The organism is Neisseria sicca, from assembly GCF_003044565.1.
GTDB classification, from domain to species: domain Bacteria; phylum Pseudomonadota; class Gammaproteobacteria; order Burkholderiales; family Neisseriaceae; genus Neisseria; species Neisseria sicca_A.
The window spans coordinates 139,709-155,874 of the sequence record NZ_POXG01000005.1 but is presented as its reverse complement, the minus strand read 5'-3'; the positions used below and the strand labels follow the sequence as shown (position 1 = coordinate 155,874).

The following is a 16,166-nucleotide window of genomic DNA, read 5'->3' as shown; positions in this document are numbered from 1 at the left end:
GACGACCTTTATCATAGTGAAATCACTATATAATACCGTCCATTAAATTCCCGATACGAGCCAACCATGTCCGCATCCCAACCCACCATCGCCGCCATCGCCACCGCCCCCGGACGTGGCGGCGTCGGCGTGATCCGTCTTTCCGGCAAAAACCTGCTGCCCTTGGCGCAAACTCTCAGTGGCGGCAAAACGCCCAAACCGCGCACCGCGCTTTACACCGACTTTTTCGGCAGCGACGGACAGCCGATAGACAACGGTATCCTGCTCTACTTCGCCGCCCCTGCCAGCTTTACCGGAGAAGACGTGATTGAATTGCAGGGACACGGCGGTCCTGTGGTAATGGACATGCTGCTTTCGCGCTGCCTCGAACTGGGCGCGCGCATGGCGGAGCCGGGCGAATTTACCAAACGCGCCTTCCTCAACAACAAACTTGACCTTGCCCAAGCCGAAAGCGTCGCCGACCTCATCGACGCCTCAAGCAAATCCGCCGCACGAATGGCGTTGCGTTCGCTCAAAGGCGCGTTTTCCCAACACATACACGAGCTGGTGGACGACCTTATTACCCTGCGGATGTTGGTCGAAGCCACGCTCGACTTCCCCGAAGAAGACATCGACTTTCTCGAAGCCGCCGACGCGCGCGGCAAGCTCCAAGCCCTGCAAGGTCGTCTGAAAACCGTCCTCGCCAGCGCAGAACAAGGCGCAATTTTGCGCGAAGGCATGAACGTCGTCCTCGTCGGCGCGCCCAACGTCGGCAAATCCAGCCTGCTCAACGCCTTGGCGGGCGACGACATCGCCATCGTAACCGACATCGCCGGCACCACCCGCGACACCGTGCGCGAACAAATCACCCTCGACGGCGTGCCCGTCCACATCATCGACACCGCCGGCCTGCGCGAAACCGACGACGTGGTCGAACAAATCGGCATCGAACGCAGCCGCAAAGCCGTCACCGAAGCCGATGTCGCCCTGATTCTCATCGATCCGCGCGAAGGCGTGAACGCCAAAACCCAAGCCATTTTGAACAACCTGCCCGAAGGTTTGAAAAAAATCGAAATCCACAACAAAGCCGACCTAACCGGCGAACCCGTCGCCGTCCGTTCAGACGACCTCGCGCAAACCGGCGCGGACACCGTTATCAGCCTGTCCGCCAAAACCGGCGCGGGTCTCGATTTGCTCAAACACGCGCTGTTGCAGGAAGTCGGTTGGCAGGGCGAAAGCGAAAGCGAAAGCCTGTTCCTCGCCCGCAGCCGCCACCTCAACGCCTTGCACGAAGCCGAAGCCGAGCTGGAAAACGCCGCCCTCTGCGACAACAACCAAATCGAGCTTTTCGCCGAACACCTGCGCCTCGCCCAAAACGCGTGCAGCGAAATCACCGGCGAATTTACCGCCGACGATTTGCTGGGCGTGATTTTCTCGCGCTTCTGCATCGGCAAATAAGATTAAACCTTATCCATACACGAAAGGTCGTCTGAAACCCAAAATCAGGTTTCAGACGACCTTTTTATTTGAATCTTTCAATTTGTGGCGTGGCATTTTTCTTTATTCCCAACCCTTTTATGGGAATCTCAGCGACAAATTTCGATTTTAAAGACGGATGCTTGTGGGCGCAGAAGGGCGGTTAAAACGCTCTATACAATCCACTGTTTGCACACAACTTATCCACATTTTAATCCCAGTTTATTCCACTAAATAAAGCATGATTCATTGAACGTTGTCCCCATACAAAAAGGTCGTCTGAAAAATCGGTTTACCCAATTTTCAGACGACCTTTGATGTCTCAGTAGCTTTAAAAACAAACGATTTAAAGCGTTTAATTTTTCCGCGCGGTAACAAATTCCGCCAAGAGCCTCAAGTGCAGGGCTTTTTCGCCGAAGGGTTCGAGCAGGGCTGCGGCTTCGGCGGTCAGGGTTTCGGCGTAGGCGCGGGCGGCTTGCAGACCCATCAGTTTGACGTAGGTGGGTTTGTCGTTGTCGCTGTCTTTGCCGGCGGTTTTGCCCAGGGTGGCGGTGTCGGCTTCGCAGTCCAACACGTCGTCGATAACTTGGAACGCCAAGCCGAGTTTGGCGGCGTAGTTGTCCAAAGTGCGGACGTCGTCTGAATCCAAATCGGGGCAGGCAAGCGCGCCTAGGACGGCGGCGGCGCGGATGAGGGCGCCGGTTTTGAGGCTGTGCATCTGTTCCAACTGCGCCTGGTTCATGGCTTTGCCGACGTTGGCAAGGTCGATGGCTTGTCCTCCCGCCATGCCGAGGCTGCCGGATGCTTTGGCGAGCGTGGACAACATGGCGATTTGGCGTTCAGCAGGCAGTCCGGTCGGACGGCTCAATACGTCGAAGGCTTGGGTTTGCAGCGCGTCGCCGACTAAGAGGGCGGTGGCTTCGTCATATTTCACATGGCAGGTCGGTTTGCCGCGCCGCAGGCTGTCGTTGTCCATGGCGGGCATGTCGTCGTGAACCAAGGAATAGACGTGTACCATTTCGATCGCCGCCATGGCTTGTTCGACGGCGTTTTGGTCGGCATCGCCCAATTCGGACGCGGCGAGCACCAAGAGCGGGCGCAGCCGTTTGCCGCCGCCGAGGGTAACGTAACGCATGGCTTCGTGCAGCGTGTGCGGCACTTGGTTTTCAGACGGTAGGAAACGCTCCAGCAGCAATTCGGTCTGCGCTTGGGCTTTTTGCTGCCATGCTTTCAATTCATTCGCCGGGTTCAAGGTTCAGCTCCTTCAGTTCGCCCGCGTCCAATACTTGCAACTTTTGTTCGACTTCCGCCAGCTTGGTTTGGCAGTATCTGACCAGCTCGTTGCCTTCCTGATAGGCTGCCAGAGCGTCTTCCAGCGGCATTTCGCTGCTTTGCATGGACTGGGTTAGGGTTTCGAGGCGGGCGAGGGCTTCTTCAAAGGATTTGGGGGCTTTTTTCATGATGATGCGGGCAAAAAAATCAAAGCGGTATTGTAGCATTTTATGGGCTGTTTCTTGGACGGGAACGGAAAAAGGTCGTCTGAAAACCTGATTTCCAAGTTTTCAGACGACCTTTTGAGCTGATGATGCGGTAAAAATCAGTTTTTCAGCATGGCGGCGCCGAACGTACCGTTTTTAGATTCCAGAAGATGATCGAATCGACCGGTAAGCTCTTCTGCTTGAGCGCCGAGGAACATACCCGACATGATTTTTTGTTCCTTCTCATCCACATGGAAGAAGCGGTTGCCAGCGATTTGACCTTCCAGCTTCACTTCATCAAATTCACCATTTTCGGAATAAACCGCACCGGAGAGGGATTTGAGACCGAAGTCCACCATGAAAATGGAGTTGCCGAAAGTATTGTTTTGTTCGACATCGCTATAAAGCGCATAACCACGGTAAAAAGCCTGACCCTCTTGAGGCATCGCTGCTTCCGGAGTGATGATACCTTGGTAGAACGTATACGATGTATGGAGATTACCGTCTTCATTTCTCAAGCCATAAAATCCGTAGCGACCGTATTTCAGATGAGTGGCGGCAACCAGGACAGATTTGTTGTCCACGTTGGCGAATGCTTCATCTCTTTGTCGAGATACGGGCACCAGCGGGATTTTTTGTCCATCCAATTCAAGAACATTAATGTCGCCGGTATGGGAAATATCGTCACCCGTCATTCCTGATTGGGAAATTTTGCTGTAATAGCCGTCAATTTGTTGGGTTGCAGTAACTTCTTCGGCGGCTTTAGGTTCTGCCTCAGCTTTGGCTTTCTCAGCTTCTTCAGCGGCTTTGCGTTCTGCTTCGGCTTTAGCTTTTTCAGCTTCCTCAGCAGCTTTGCGTTCTGCTTCAGCTTTAGCTTTTTCAGCTTTCTCAGCAGCTTTGCGCTCTGCTTCGGCTTTAGCTTTTTCAGCTTCTTCAGCAGCTTTACGTTCGGCTTCTACTCTGGCTTTTTCAGCCTCTTCGGCAGCTTTGCGTTCTGCTTCGGCTTTGGCTTTCTCAGCCTCTTCAGCAGCTTTGCGCTCTGCTTCTGCTTTAGTTTTGGCGGCTTCTTCCGCAGCTTTGCGTTCGGCTTCGGCTTTAGCTTTCTCAGCTTCCTCAGCAGCTTTACGTTCCGCTTCTGCTTTAGCTTTTTCAGCTTCTTCGGCAGCTTTGCGCTCTGCTTCTGCTTTAACTTTGGCAGCTTCTTCCGCAGCTTTGCGTTCTTCTTCTGCCTTAGCTTTGGCGGCTTCTTCGGCAGCTTTGCGTTCTGCTTCAGCTTTCTCAGCAGCTTTACGTTCGGCTTCTACTCTGGCTTTTTCAGCCTCTTCGGCAGCTTTGCGTTCTGCTTCGGCTTTGGCTTTTTCAGCTTCTTCAGCGGCTTTGCGTTCTGCTTCGGCTTTAGCTTTTTCGGCCTCTTCAGCCGCTTTGCGTTCTGCTTCTACTTTGGCTTTCTCAGCCTCTTCCGCAGCTTTGCGTTCTGTTTCAGCTTTGGCTTTGGCGGCTTCTTCAGCGGCTTTGCGTTCCACTTCGGCCTTGGCTTTTTCAGCTTCCTCAGCAGCTTTACGTTCGGCTTCAGCTTTGGCTTTCTCAGCCTCTTTCGCAGCTTTACGTTCTGCTTCAGCCTTAGCTTTGGCGGCTTCTTCAGCGGCTTTTCGTTCTGCTTCGACTTTAGCTTTTTCAGCTTCCTCAGCCGCTTTACGTTCAGCTTCTGCTTTAGCTTTTTCAGCAGCCTTACGTTCTGCTTCGACTTTAGTTTTCTCAGCCTCTTCAGCAGCCTTACGTTCTGCCTCAGCTTTGGCTTTTTCAGCTTCTTCAGCGGCTTTGCGTTCTGCTTCTACTCTAGCTTTTTCGGCTTCTTCAGCAGCCTTACGTTCGGCTTCAGCTTTAGCTTTTTCAGCTTCTGCTTTGGCTTTTACAGCCTCTTCAGCGGCTTTGCGCTCAGCTTCCACTCTAGCTTTTTCAGCTTCTTCCGCAGTTTTGCGCTCTGCTTCAGCTTTAGCCTTAGCTTTTTCAGCCTCTTCAACGGCTTTACGATCTGCTTCTACTTTAGCTTTTTCAGCTTCCTCAGCCGTTTTGCGTTCTGCTTCCGCTTTGGCTTTCTCGGCTTCTTCGGCTGCTTTACGCTCTGTTTCAGCCTTAGCTTCTTCAGCGGCTTTACGTCCCGCTTGGCATTCGGCGTTGCATTCTATTTTGGGTTGGTTGGTATCGCTTGAGGCGGTTGACGGCGAACCGCCTCCTCCACCGCCTCCGCAGGCGGCAAGTAGGGATAGGGCAAGGTAAGACAGGATATGTGGATAGTTTTTCATCGTAATGTACTTTTATATTTAAAATAGTTATGTGATATTCATTTTATGGGCTTTTTTATAACATGTCATTCATTTATTTGACGAACGGTACTTTTTGTTTATAAATAGTTTATTTTATTTGAATTTTTATGTTGCGAAATGGGTAAATTTTTAGATAGGCGGTTTTTTTGATGGTCAAACGGTTGTGATTTGCTTGTGTTATAATCCGCGTTTCATACAGGTCGGACAGACAGTCGCCGCGTATCGCGTAAGGCATACGGGGAGGAAAGTCCGGGCTCCGCAGAGCAGGATGCCGGCTAACGGCCGGGCGCGGAAACGCGACGGAAAGTGGAACAGAAAGCAATACCGCCGACGGCCGCCTTCGGGCGGCACGGGTAAGGGTGAAAAGGTGCGGTAAGAGCGCACCGTGCACTTGGTAACAAGGCGCAGCAGGCTAAACCCCATCCGGAGCAAGACCAAACAGAACGCATTGACGCTGCTCGCCGAGCGTTCGGGTAGGTTGCTGGAGCGCATCAGTAATGGTGTGCCTAGAGGAATGACTGTCCGAGACAGAACCCGGCTTACCGTCCGGCCTGTATGTCCCGATTATCGAAAAGGTCGTCTGAAAACCGATTTTTGTGTTTCAGACGACCTTTTGCCATAGATATAGTGGATTAACTAAATCAGGACAAGGCGAGGCAACGCAGTACTGGTTTAAAGTTAAGCCACTATAACCCGTTTTGCCCATCCTGTTCCCGCTTCACGGAATCCCCTTTTCAGACGACCTTTCCCCCGTCTCGCCCGCACGATTTACGGTATAATTCCCAACATCTTTATCCATTGTTTTCCCAAGCATAAACCATGACACGCAAAATCCTCGTTACCTCCGCGCTGCCCTATGCCAACGGCAGCATCCACCTCGGCCACATGGTCGAACACATCCAAACCGACGTTTGGGTGCGCTTTCAAAAACTGCGCGGCCACGAATGCTACTACTGCTGCGCCGATGACACCCACGGCACGCCCGTGATGCTGGCCGCGCAAAAACAAGGCATCGCGCCCGAAGACATGATTGCCAAAGTGCGCGAAGAGCACCTCGCCGACTTTACCGGTTTCGGCATCGGCTACGACAATTATTACAGCACCCATTCCCCTGAAAACAAACAGTTTTCCGAACAAATTTACCGCGCGCTGAAAGCCAACGGCAAGATTGAGAGCCGCGTCATCGAGCAGCTTTTCGACCCCGAAAAACAAATGTTCCTGCCCGACCGCTTCGTCAAAGGCGAATGCCCCAAATGCCACGCCCAAGACCAATACGGCGACAACTGCGAGGTCTGCGGCACGACCTATTCCCCGACCGAACTGATCAACCCGTATTCCGCCGTTTCCGGTGCCAAACCCGAATTGCGCGAATCCGAACACTTCTTCTTCAAACTGGGCGAATGCGCCGACTTCCTCAAAGCATGGACTTCCGGCAACAACCCGCACGACGGCAAGCCCCATCTTCAACCCGAAGCCCTCAACAAAATGAAAGAATGGCTGGGCGAAGGCGAAGAAACCACCCTATCCGACTGGGACATTTCCCGCGACGCGCCGTATTTCGGTTTCGAAATCCCCGACGCGCCGGGCAAATACTTCTACGTCTGGCTAGACGCGCCCGTCGGTTACATGGCGTCGTTTAAAAACCTGTGTGACCGCATCGGCATCGATTTCGACGAATACTTCAAAGCCGACAGCCAAACCGAGATGTACCACTTCATCGGCAAAGACATCCTCTATTTCCACGCCCTGTTCTGGCCCGCCATGCTGCATTTCTCCGGCCACCGCGCCCCGACCGGCGTGTACGCACACGGCTTTTTAACCGTGGACGGGCAAAAAATGTCCAAATCGCGCGGCACCTTCATCACCGCCAAATCCTATCTGGAACAAGGTCTGAACCCTGAGTGGATGCGCTACTACATCGCCGCCAAACTCAACAGCAAAATCGAAGACATCGATTTGAACCTGCAAGACTTTATCTCGCGCGTCAACAGCGACCTCGTCGGCAAATACGTCAACATCGCCGCCCGCGCGTCAGGTTTCATCGCCAAACGCTTTGAAGGTCGTCTGAAAGACGTTTCAGGCAGCGCATTGCTGGCAAAACTCGCCGCCGAAAGCGACAACATTGCCGAGCAATACGAAAACCGCGAATACGCCCGCGCCCTGCGCGACATCATGGCATTGGCAGACGCCGTGAACGAATACGTCGATGCCAACAAGCCGTGGGAGCTCGCCAAACAAGAAGGTCAAGACGAATGCCTGCACGAAGTATGCAGCGAACTCATCAACGCCTTCACCATGCTGACCGCCTACCTCGCCCCCGTATTGCCGCAAACTGCCGCCAACGCCGCGCGTTTCCTCAATTTGGACGCGATTACCTGGGCGAACACGCGTGAAACCCTAGGCGAACACGCCATCAACAAATACGAACATTTAATGCAACGAGTGGAGCAAAAACAAGTGGACGATTTAATCGAAGCCAACAAACAAAGCATTCAGACGACCCCTGCGCCTGTTGAAGACAGCAAATACGAAAAAGTCGCCGAACAAGCGAGCTTCGACGACTTCATGAAAATCGACATGCGCGTCGCCAAAGTATTGAACTGCGAAGCCGTCGAAGGCAGCACCAAACTCTTAAAATTCGACCTCGATTTCGGTTTTGAAAAACGCATCATCTTCTCCGGCATCGCCGCGTCTTATCCCAACCCCGCCGAATTGAACGGCCGCATGGTCATCGCCGTCGCCAACTTCGCCCCGCGCAAAATGGCAAAATTCGGCGTATCCGAAGGCATGATCCTTTCCGCCGCCACCGCCGAGGGCAAACTGAGGCTCTTGGATGTGGATGCAGGCGCGCAGCCCGGGGATAAAGTGGGCTAAAACGCTGAAAAAAGCTGTCTGAAACCATCATACAAGATGTTCGGACAGCTTTTTTTGTATCTTAAAACCAAGGAAAACTGATGAAAAAACTGCTTTTTATCTTTTTTGGTCTGGCAAATTTTAATGTCTATGCCCACAGCTGCGGCGGAGAGTACCAGCCCGCCACGGGAACCTGTCGCATTATTGATAGTTCGGGACGGCAGATTTTATACAATGTCGGCTCGCCCCAATCGTCCAACGGCGGTTCCGCCCAAAACAATACCAAAGTTATCAACATCAACGTCCCGTCCAAATACGGCGCATGGGCGGTGAACCTTAAAACGGGTATTGCAGGCGGCGCACTCAATATGAATTCGCGTGAGGCTGCGGAAAAAGAAGCCATAAAAGTTTGCGAAAAAGACGGTCGCAATGCACCTTGCAAAATAGGAGCTTCTGTTAGGAATGGTTGTATCGCCGTCGCACAAGGAAAATTAGGGAATAAATGGAAAGCCTTTACTGGAATAAAAAAACCTGGTCTTGCAGAAGAGGAAGCTCTAAGGAAATGTCAGGCTTCCGGTTATTCGCAATGCACCATTTTTGCCCCTGAAGGCTGCTCGATGCCGCAATAAAAATAGGCATTCTCTTATTAGGAGACTTTTCAAAACGAGGAGAAGCTAGCCTTTCTTTTAAAGATTTAAGTCACGGACTGATCAATTTGATTTTGTTTATAGGAAAGAGATACCTGATGCACAATTATCTGCTCTAAAAGTTTTAATTCAATGCCTGAAGAATTCTTTTAATCAGTGAGTTAGGAGGGCATAAAGAATTTGCTTTATCTGACGATATTCGGACATATCCAAGTAGTGTTGCTATGGAGAAAACAGTTGAGTTAAGAAAAGAATTTAGATTAAAAAACCAGATAAATTTAAATAAACAGATAAGGAAATTTTATGAATAAAATGCTATTTTTTACTTTTATTTTTATTTTATTGTATTTGTTTATCGGGATTGTTTATAGGATAGGAGAATTTGATAATAATTATATATTATTTTTAAAAAAACCGTGGTCATTTCAGAGCCTATACTATGATCCTATTGGGGATCGTGATATACAAGATGTACCTAAAGAGCAATTGAAACAATTCCTATTATATTGTGATGCTAATATTTTTGATCAATTTCCATGTACTGTAGAGACAAAAGAGGAAGTTAAAAAATATTTGAGTGAACACTAATTTTAGAGATCCAAAATCATTTGGTAAAAAAGTATCTTTCATTTGCCTATTCAGATTTCTCTTTACCGGGGATTATATTAATCAAATAGAGCTATACCTACTGCTTGGGATTGATTACCTATGAGCGGGGTAATATGGGCACTCCTCGCTAGATTACTCTCTATACTGCATGTATAGGTATCCGTATATGGATTCGCGTGCGGCAGTGGAAAAAGAAGCCATCAAAACCTGCGAACAGGGCGGGCGCAATGCGCCGTGTAAAGTAGAAGCTTGGGTGAGAAACGGCTGTATCGCTGTTGCTCAAGGAAAAGCCGGCAGTAAATGGAAGTCTTTTTTTGAGACAGAAGCTTCTCCCGGTCTGGCAGAGCCGGCGGCATTAAGAAAATGTCAGGCTGCAGGGGCTGCACAATGCAAAATTGTTGTTTCTGAAGCCTGCTCGATGCCGAAATATTGACGGGCAAAGGTCGTCTGAAAGTTTTCAGACGACCTCGGTATCTGAAATCTTTATCATTTTCCCATCTGTTTTTTTGAAAGTACCCTGTATGAAAAAAGCCTTTGTATTTTCTTTGCTGCTCGCCGGTTTGCCCGTTTCTGCCGCCGCGCAAAACCAAACCGGTGCGTCATCATCCGATGCTGCGGCAAATAAAAAGCTTGCCGCCGAGTGCGGGCAATTGTTTAAAGATACCAATACTTTGGCGAACGGTTCGCTTTGTTATCGGGACAATAAAGAGACCGCCGAATATTTCGACCTTTTGTCTATGGTTTTGTTGTTTAACCATCCGAAAGTCGATCAGTGCCGACAATATCCGAAACTGGAGGAGGAATTCAAAAAACAAAGCTTTTACTATCTTGAAGATAAGGAGTTGAAGCGCCTTTGCGCAGAAAGCCGCGAAGAACGCGACCGTTTGCGCCGCCAAGTAGAGGCGTACATGGACAGTAAGATAAAACAGTATGTGGAAGAAGAAGCGCCGCGCCGAGGTATCCCTGTTGATGAATTGCTGCGTAAAACCGTTGCTGAAGAAACCGAACGCCGCGCCAAAGCCGATGCCTTTATCCGTCAGAAAGATGGCAGATAGGCTGTAAACGGGGAAAAGCCGATAAGCATGGACGAGGTCGTCTGAAAACTTGGAAATCAGGTTTTCAGACGACCTTTTAGTTTGTGGCGGATTGGTTTGCTAAGTTATCCGCTTTATGCCAACTTGACGGCGAGTTCTGCCAGCCGTTTGCCTTGTGCGAAGGCGATGTCGTTTTCTTCGGCGGTCAGGACGGGTTTGCTGTCGTGTCCGGCGACGTGGGACGCGCCGTAGGGGGTGCCGCCGCTTTGGGTGTTGCTGAGGGCGGATTCGGTGTAGGGGATGCCGCTGATGATCATGCCGTGGTGCAGGAGGGGGAGCATCATAGTGAGGAGGGTGGTTTCTTGTCCGCCGTGTTGGGAGGAGGTGCTGGTGAAGACGGTGGCGGGTTTGCCGGCGAGTTCTGCGCCGAGCCATTGGGGGATGGTGCCGTCGATGAAGTATTTCATGGCGGCTGCCATGTTGCCGAAGCGGGTGGGGCTGCCTAGGGCGAGGGCGGCGCAGGTTTTGAGGTCTTCGGCGGTGGCGTAGGGTGCACCGCTGTCGGGGATGTCTTTTTCGACGGCTTCGCAGACGGTGGAGACTTTGGGTACGGTGCGCAATACGGCTTCGCAGCCTGCGACGCTTTCGATGCCGCGTGCGATTTGGCGGGCGAGGTTGAGGGTGCTGCCGTTTTGGGAGTAGTAGAGGACGAGGATTTTGAGGGGATTTGGGTTCATTTGGGTATTCCGTTACAATGGGGTTGGTTGAAAATCGGTGTTTGGCTGTTGAAGCTGTGTTTTCAGACGACGTAGAGTGCGCTGCGGCGTTTTCTGTTTTTTATTTTTAATTGGTTATTTTTTCGGGAAAGATTATGCCGTTTTTGAAATGGTGGCAAGGTTTGTCGGACAGTAAGGCGTTTGCTTTTGCGTGGTTTGTGGTCCGGCGTTTCGATGAGGAGCGTGTGCCGCAGGCTGCGGCAAGTATGACGTTTACGACGCTTCTGGCTTTGGTGCCGGTATTGACGGTGATGGTGGCGGTCGCTTCGATTTTCCCTGTGTTCGACCGTTGGTCGGATTCTTTTGTTGCGTTCGTCAATCAGACTATTGTGCCGCAGGGTGCGGACATGGTGTTTGATTATATCAATGCGTTCCGCAATCAGGCGGGAAAGTTGACGGCGATCGGTAGTGTGATGCTGGTGGTGACGTCGCTGATGCTGATTCGGACGATTGACAATACGTTTAACCGGATTTGGCGGGTCAATTCGCAGCGGCCTTGGATGATGCAGTTTTTGGTGTATTGGGCGTTGCTGACTTTTGGACCGCTGTCTTTGGGTGTGGGGATTTCTTTTATGGTCGGGTCGGTGCAGGATTCTGCGCTGGCTTCGTTTGCGCCGCAATGGGCGGTGGGGTTACTGCAAACCTTGGGTACGCTGTTTTTTGCCACGCTTTTGCTGTGGGGGCTGTACCGTTTTGTGCCCAACCGCTTCGTGCCTGCGCGTCATGCGTTTATCGGGGCTTTGGTCACGGCGTTTTGCTTGGAGACGGCGCGTTTCCTGTTTGCTTGGTATATGGGCAATTTCGACGGCTATCGCTCGATTTACGGGGCTTTTGCCGCCGTACCGTTTTTCTTGGTGTGGCTGAATTTGCTGTGGACGCTGGTGTTGGGCGGCGCGGTGCTGACTTCGTCACTGTCTTATTGGCAGGGCGATGCGTTCCGCAGGGGATTCGATGCGCGAGGGCGGTTTGATGATGTGTTGAAAATCCTGCTGCTTTTGGATGCGGCGCAAAAAGAGGGTAAAGCCTTGCCTGTTCAGGAGTTCAGACGACATATCAATATGGGCTACGATGAATTGGGCGAGCTTCTGGAAAAGCTGGCGCGGCACGGCTATATCTACAACGGCCGTCAGGGCTGGGTGTTGAAAACGGGGGCGGATTCGATTGAGTTGAACGAACTCTTCAAGCTCTTTGTTTACCGTCCGTCGCCTTTGGGAAGGGACCATGTGAACCAAGCCGTCGATGCGGTGATGACGCCGTGTTTGCAGACTTTGAACATGACGCTGGCGGAGTTTGACGCGCAGGCGAAAAACCGGCAGCAGTCTTCTTGAGGATTTTGAAACACACAAAAGGTCGTCTGAAAACGGTTTTCAGACTACCTTTTGCTATAATCGGGCTTCATCGTCCTGTTCGGTTTGGAATCTCATGAAAACGCTCGTCCTGCTGCTACTTTCCTTCTCCTCTGCCACCGCTTTTGCCGCATACGGTTTGGGTTTGGGGCAGGAGCCGAAATATCCCGCCGACTTTCGCGCCTACGAATACGTCAATCCCGACGCGCCCAAAGGCGGCGTGTTTTCCCTACCGATGCAGGGCGGCTTTGATACGTTCAACCCGTTTACCCTCAAAGGCGACAAAGAAGCCGGCGTTCTTACGCTGACCGTGGACAGGCTTACAGACAACAGCTGGGACGAACCTTTCTCCATGTACGGACTGCTGGCGGAAGACTTCTCACTTGCCGAAGACGGATTGTCGGCAACATTCAAGCTCAACCCGAAAGCCAAATTCCACAACGGCGATCCCGTGCTTGCCAAAGACGTAGCCGCCTCCTTCCGCCTGCTTACCCAAGACAAAGCCGCCAATCCCTTCTACCGCATATACTGGAGCGACGTTGCCAAAGTCGAAACGCCCGACGACAGGACAGTCGTTTTCCGCTTCAAACAGCGCAACGCCGAATTACACATGGCATTAGGTCAACTGCCTGTCTTTTCTCATAAAAGCTATCCCGAAGGGCTGGAAAAAGGTGCAAACAAAATGCCCATCGGCTCCGGTCCCTACCGCTTCGTCAAAGCAGACATCGGGCGCATGAGCGAATACGCGCGCGACAAAAACTACTGGGCGCAAAACCTCCCGACCCGCAAAGGCAGATATAACTTCGACACCGTCCGCTTCAAATATTTCAAAGACAACAGCGTCCGCCTCGAAGGACTCAAAGCCGGACAATACGACTTCGTTTATGAAAACATCGCCCGAAACTGGGCGCGGGGCTATTCCGACGAAATGCTCGCCAAACGCGGCATGGGCAAGCACGAATGGGTGCAGAAAAGCGACGCCGGTATGCAGGGCTTCGTTATGAATATGCGCCGCGTCCCGTTCAACAACATCCTCGTGCGGCAGGCGATGGTCGAGAGCTTCGACTTTGAAAGCGTCAACGCGCGTATTTTTTACGGCGCATACCGCCGCAGCAACAGCTTCTTCACCAACAGCGAGATGGCGGCGACAGGCAAACCGCAAGGTGCGGAACTGAAACTGCTCCAGTCCCTCGGCAACACTCTCGATCCCGCCGTCCTGAACCAACCCGTCCCCGAGCCGCCTCAAACCGACCCGAAGACAGGCATACGCCCCAACCTGCTCAAAGCCCGCGCCCTCTTTGAAAAAGCAGGTTACCGCTACAAAAACGGCAAACTGACCGACAGCCGAGGCAAACCCCTGACCTTCGAGTTCCTGACCGCCTCCAAAACCTACGAACGCATTACCGCCAAATGGCAGCGCGACCTCGCCAAAATCGGCGTCACCATGAACATCCGCGTTACCGACCCCGCCTTATACCAAAGGCGTCTCAACGATTTCGACTTCGACATGACCATTACCGCCTATTCCAACAGCGAAAGCCCGGGCAACGAACAATATGATTATTTCAGCTGCGAAGCCGCCAAAATCCCCGGCAGCCAAAACCTCGCCGGCGTGTGCCGCCCCGAATTCGAAAAGCTGCTCAAACATTTCGGCAGCTTTACCAACCGCGAAGAGCTGAAAACCACCGCCCAAGCACTAGACCGCACCATCCGCCACCAATACATCATCGTCCCCGCCTGGTACGCCGACCGCTACCGCGTTGTTTACCGCAACAACCTCGGCATCCCGCAACAACTGCCGAAGTATTACGACCCGATAACGTTCCCGCTGAGTAGCGGGTGGTGGAAATAGGAGGGGCAATCCGTAGCGTGGGCTTTGCCCGCGAAATGAATGCCGAAATGAAAGTCCATTCGACTATTATCTGATTTGGATTGTTAGGTGGTAGGTTTCGTGGACGAAGCCCAAGCTACTTCGGTTATCCCAAACCTGTTTTGATTGAATAAACGAGGTCATCTGAAAACGGGGGTAGAACGAATTTCTCTAAACCCCAAATCCCAAAGTTTTCAGACGACCCTATTTTTACCTGCAACCCGCCCCCTCTCCCGTCTGGCGGGAGAGGGCTGGGGAGAGGGTGGTTCTGTGGGCTATACGAATTTAATTTGACCTAAACCCACAAAGCCACCCCCATCCTAACCTTCCCTCGCCGGACGGGGGAAGGGACAAGTTGTCGTTGCTGCAACGAGTAGCGTGGGCTTTGCTCACGAGATGAAAGCCGAAATGGATGCCCATTCGGCTGTTGTTTGATTTTGATTGTCGGATAATGGATTTCGTGGGCAAAGCCCACGCTACCTAAGTTGTATGGATTGAATAAACGAGGTCGTCTGAAAATGGGGGGACGAGTTTCTCTAAAACTCAAATCTCAAAGTTTTCAGACGACCTTATTTTTGCCTGCAATCTGCTCCCTCTCCCGTCCGGCGGGAGAGGGCTGGGGAGAGGGTGGCTCTACGGTTGGCACGAATTTGATTTTACCTAAAGCCACAAAGCCACCCCCATCCTAACCTTCCCCCGCCAGACGGGGGAAGGGACAAAGTTTCCGTTACAGCAACGAGTAGCGTGGGCTTTGCTCACGAGATGAAAGCCGAAATGGATGCCCATTCGGCTGTTGTTTGATTTTGATTGTCGGATAATGGATTTCGTGGGCAAAGCCCACGCTACCTAAGTTGTATGGATTGAATAAACGAGGTCGTCTGAAAATGGGGGGACGAGTTTCTCTAAAACTCAAATCTCAAAGTTTTCAGACGACCTTATTTTTGCCTGCAATCTGCTCCCTCTCCCGTCCGGCGGGAGAGGGCTGGGGAGAGGGTGGCTCTACGGTTGGCACGAATTTGATTTTACCTAAAGCCACAAAGCCACCCCCATCCTAACCTTCCCCCGCCAGACGGGGGAAGGGACAAAGTTTCCGTTACAGCAACGAGTAGCGTGGGCTTTGCCCACGATATAAATATCAAGATGAATGCCTATGTGACTGTTGTCTGATTTTGATTGTTGGATAGCGGATTTCGCGGGCGAAGCCCACGCTACTTCAGTTATCCCAAATATTAATTGAATAAAACCCGCTTGGATTGAATAAAAAGGTCATCTGAAAACCCAAATCTAGGGTTTTCAGACGACCTTTTGCATCCATGCTATGTAGAACAGTCCGTCAAATCACTTCCAAAACGAAGTAATTGCGCAGCTTGTCGTACACTTTGTCGGTGACGTTGATGCAGCCGTTGGTCATGACGCGGTCGGAGACGACATCGGAGGCGATGCGTTGCATGCGGTGTTCGGAAGGCTTGAGCGTCCAAACGCGGTGCAGGGCGAAGAGGAAGTCTTTTTCCTGCTTGAAGCCGATGACTTCGCCGCCGTAGCCGGGTTTGGAAGTCTTCATCAACTGCATGTCAAATTTGCCTTTGGGCGTGGTTTTACCGATGAGTACGGGGTGGCACTGACCATCGTCGGCAAAGCACAGCTCGGCTTTGGCGGTGTTGACGATGACTTTTTTGCGTTGCATGTATTCTTTGGCGGCATCGGCTGCTGCAAAGCTGTTCAGCCCTGCCAGCAGCGATACGCCGAGGATGATTCTTTTAAACATGGTTTCCTA

General features: G+C 51.7%; 13 protein-coding genes and 1 other RNA gene. 9 read left to right on the top strand and 5 right to left on the bottom strand.

What is annotated here, in order from left to right; genetic code table 11:
* Positions 1 to 66: 66 nt before the first annotated feature.
* Positions 67 to 1,437 (top strand): tRNA uridine-5-carboxymethylaminomethyl(34) synthesis GTPase MnmE, encoded by a 1,371-nt coding sequence (mnmE, locus tag DBZ16_RS10955; protein WP_107814014.1) that lies wholly within the window; start codon positions 67 to 69, stop codon positions 1,435 to 1,437.
* 373 nt (positions 1,438 to 1,810) lie between these two features.
* On the opposite strand, the gene DBZ16_RS10950 is transcribed toward mnmE, so the two are convergent.
* The 3 genes from DBZ16_RS10950 to DBZ16_RS16420 all read right to left on the bottom strand — a co-directional run bounded on the left by DBZ16_RS10950 (position 1,811) and on the right by DBZ16_RS16420 (position 5,236).
* On the bottom strand, positions 1,811 to 2,707 hold the full coding sequence (locus tag DBZ16_RS10950; RefSeq protein WP_107814013.1) for a polyprenyl synthetase family protein: 897 nt from the start codon (positions 2,705 to 2,707) through the stop codon (positions 1,811 to 1,813).
* Entirely contained in the window at positions 2,691 to 2,918 is a 228-nt protein-coding gene (locus DBZ16_RS10945) for an exodeoxyribonuclease VII small subunit (RefSeq protein WP_029609485.1), read from the bottom strand. The genes DBZ16_RS10950 and DBZ16_RS10945 overlap by 17 nt, the downstream gene beginning before the upstream one ends.
* Positions 2,919 to 3,052: 134 nt before the next feature.
* Positions 3,053 to 5,236: a transferrin-binding protein-like solute binding protein gene (locus tag DBZ16_RS16420; RefSeq protein WP_240600358.1), complete on the bottom strand. Its 2,184-nt coding sequence runs from the start codon at positions 5,234 to 5,236 to the stop codon at positions 3,053 to 3,055.
* A 217-nt stretch (positions 5,237 to 5,453) separates the two neighbouring features.
* Here DBZ16_RS16420 and rnpB point away from each other — a divergent pair.
* From rnpB to DBZ16_RS10905, 6 genes are all read left to right on the top strand, one after another.
* An RNA gene (gene rnpB / locus DBZ16_RS10930) (RNase P RNA component class A) lies at positions 5,454 to 5,815 on the top strand.
* A gap of 261 nt (positions 5,816 to 6,076) precedes the next feature.
* Entirely contained in the window at positions 6,077 to 8,131 is a 2,055-nt protein-coding gene (metG, locus tag DBZ16_RS10925; protein WP_107814012.1) for a methionine--tRNA ligase, read from the top strand.
* An 80-nt stretch (positions 8,132 to 8,211) separates the two neighbouring features.
* Positions 8,212 to 8,739, top strand: a complete 528-nt coding sequence (locus DBZ16_RS10920) for a DUF4189 domain-containing protein (protein WP_107814011.1) — start codon at positions 8,212 to 8,214, stop codon at positions 8,737 to 8,739.
* Positions 8,740 to 9,060: 321 nt separating this feature from the next.
* A complete protein-coding gene (locus tag DBZ16_RS10915) occupies positions 9,061 to 9,345 on the top strand; it encodes a hypothetical protein (RefSeq protein ID WP_107814010.1) in 285 nt (94 codons plus the stop codon).
* A gap of 169 nt (positions 9,346 to 9,514) precedes the next feature.
* The gene (locus DBZ16_RS10910) at positions 9,515 to 9,799 is read left to right on the top strand and encodes a DUF4189 domain-containing protein (RefSeq protein ID WP_346426867.1); all 285 of its coding nucleotides are present in this window, start codon (positions 9,515 to 9,517) and stop codon (positions 9,797 to 9,799) included.
* An 88-nt stretch (positions 9,800 to 9,887) separates the two neighbouring features.
* Positions 9,888 to 10,421, top strand: coding sequence for a hypothetical protein (locus DBZ16_RS10905; RefSeq protein WP_107814009.1), 534 nt, complete (start codon positions 9,888 to 9,890; stop codon positions 10,419 to 10,421).
* Between the two features lie 113 nt (positions 10,422 to 10,534).
* Here the strand turns inward: DBZ16_RS10905 and wrbA are convergent, their stop codons facing one another.
* Positions 10,535 to 11,137 (bottom strand): NAD(P)H:quinone oxidoreductase, encoded by a 603-nt coding sequence (gene wrbA, locus DBZ16_RS10900; RefSeq protein ID WP_107814008.1) that lies wholly within the window; start codon positions 11,135 to 11,137, stop codon positions 10,535 to 10,537.
* A gap of 134 nt (positions 11,138 to 11,271) precedes the next feature.
* On the opposite strand from wrbA, the gene DBZ16_RS10895 reads away from it, so the two are divergent.
* Positions 11,272 to 12,504, top strand: a complete 1,233-nt coding sequence (locus DBZ16_RS10895) for a YihY family inner membrane protein (protein ID WP_107814007.1) — start codon at positions 11,272 to 11,274, stop codon at positions 12,502 to 12,504.
* A gap of 94 nt (positions 12,505 to 12,598) precedes the next feature.
* The gene (locus DBZ16_RS10890; RefSeq protein WP_107814006.1) at positions 12,599 to 14,374 is read left to right on the top strand and encodes an extracellular solute-binding protein; all 1,776 of its coding nucleotides are present in this window, start codon (positions 12,599 to 12,601) and stop codon (positions 14,372 to 14,374) included.
* 1,351 nt (positions 14,375 to 15,725) lie between these two features.
* Here DBZ16_RS10890 and DBZ16_RS10870 read toward each other — a convergent pair.
* Positions 15,726 to 16,157 carry a L,D-transpeptidase gene (locus DBZ16_RS10870; protein WP_070497847.1) on the bottom strand — a complete coding sequence of 144 codons (432 nt, stop codon included), beginning with the start codon at positions 16,155 to 16,157 and terminating at the stop codon, positions 15,726 to 15,728.
* Positions 16,158 to 16,166: the final 9 nt, after the last annotated feature.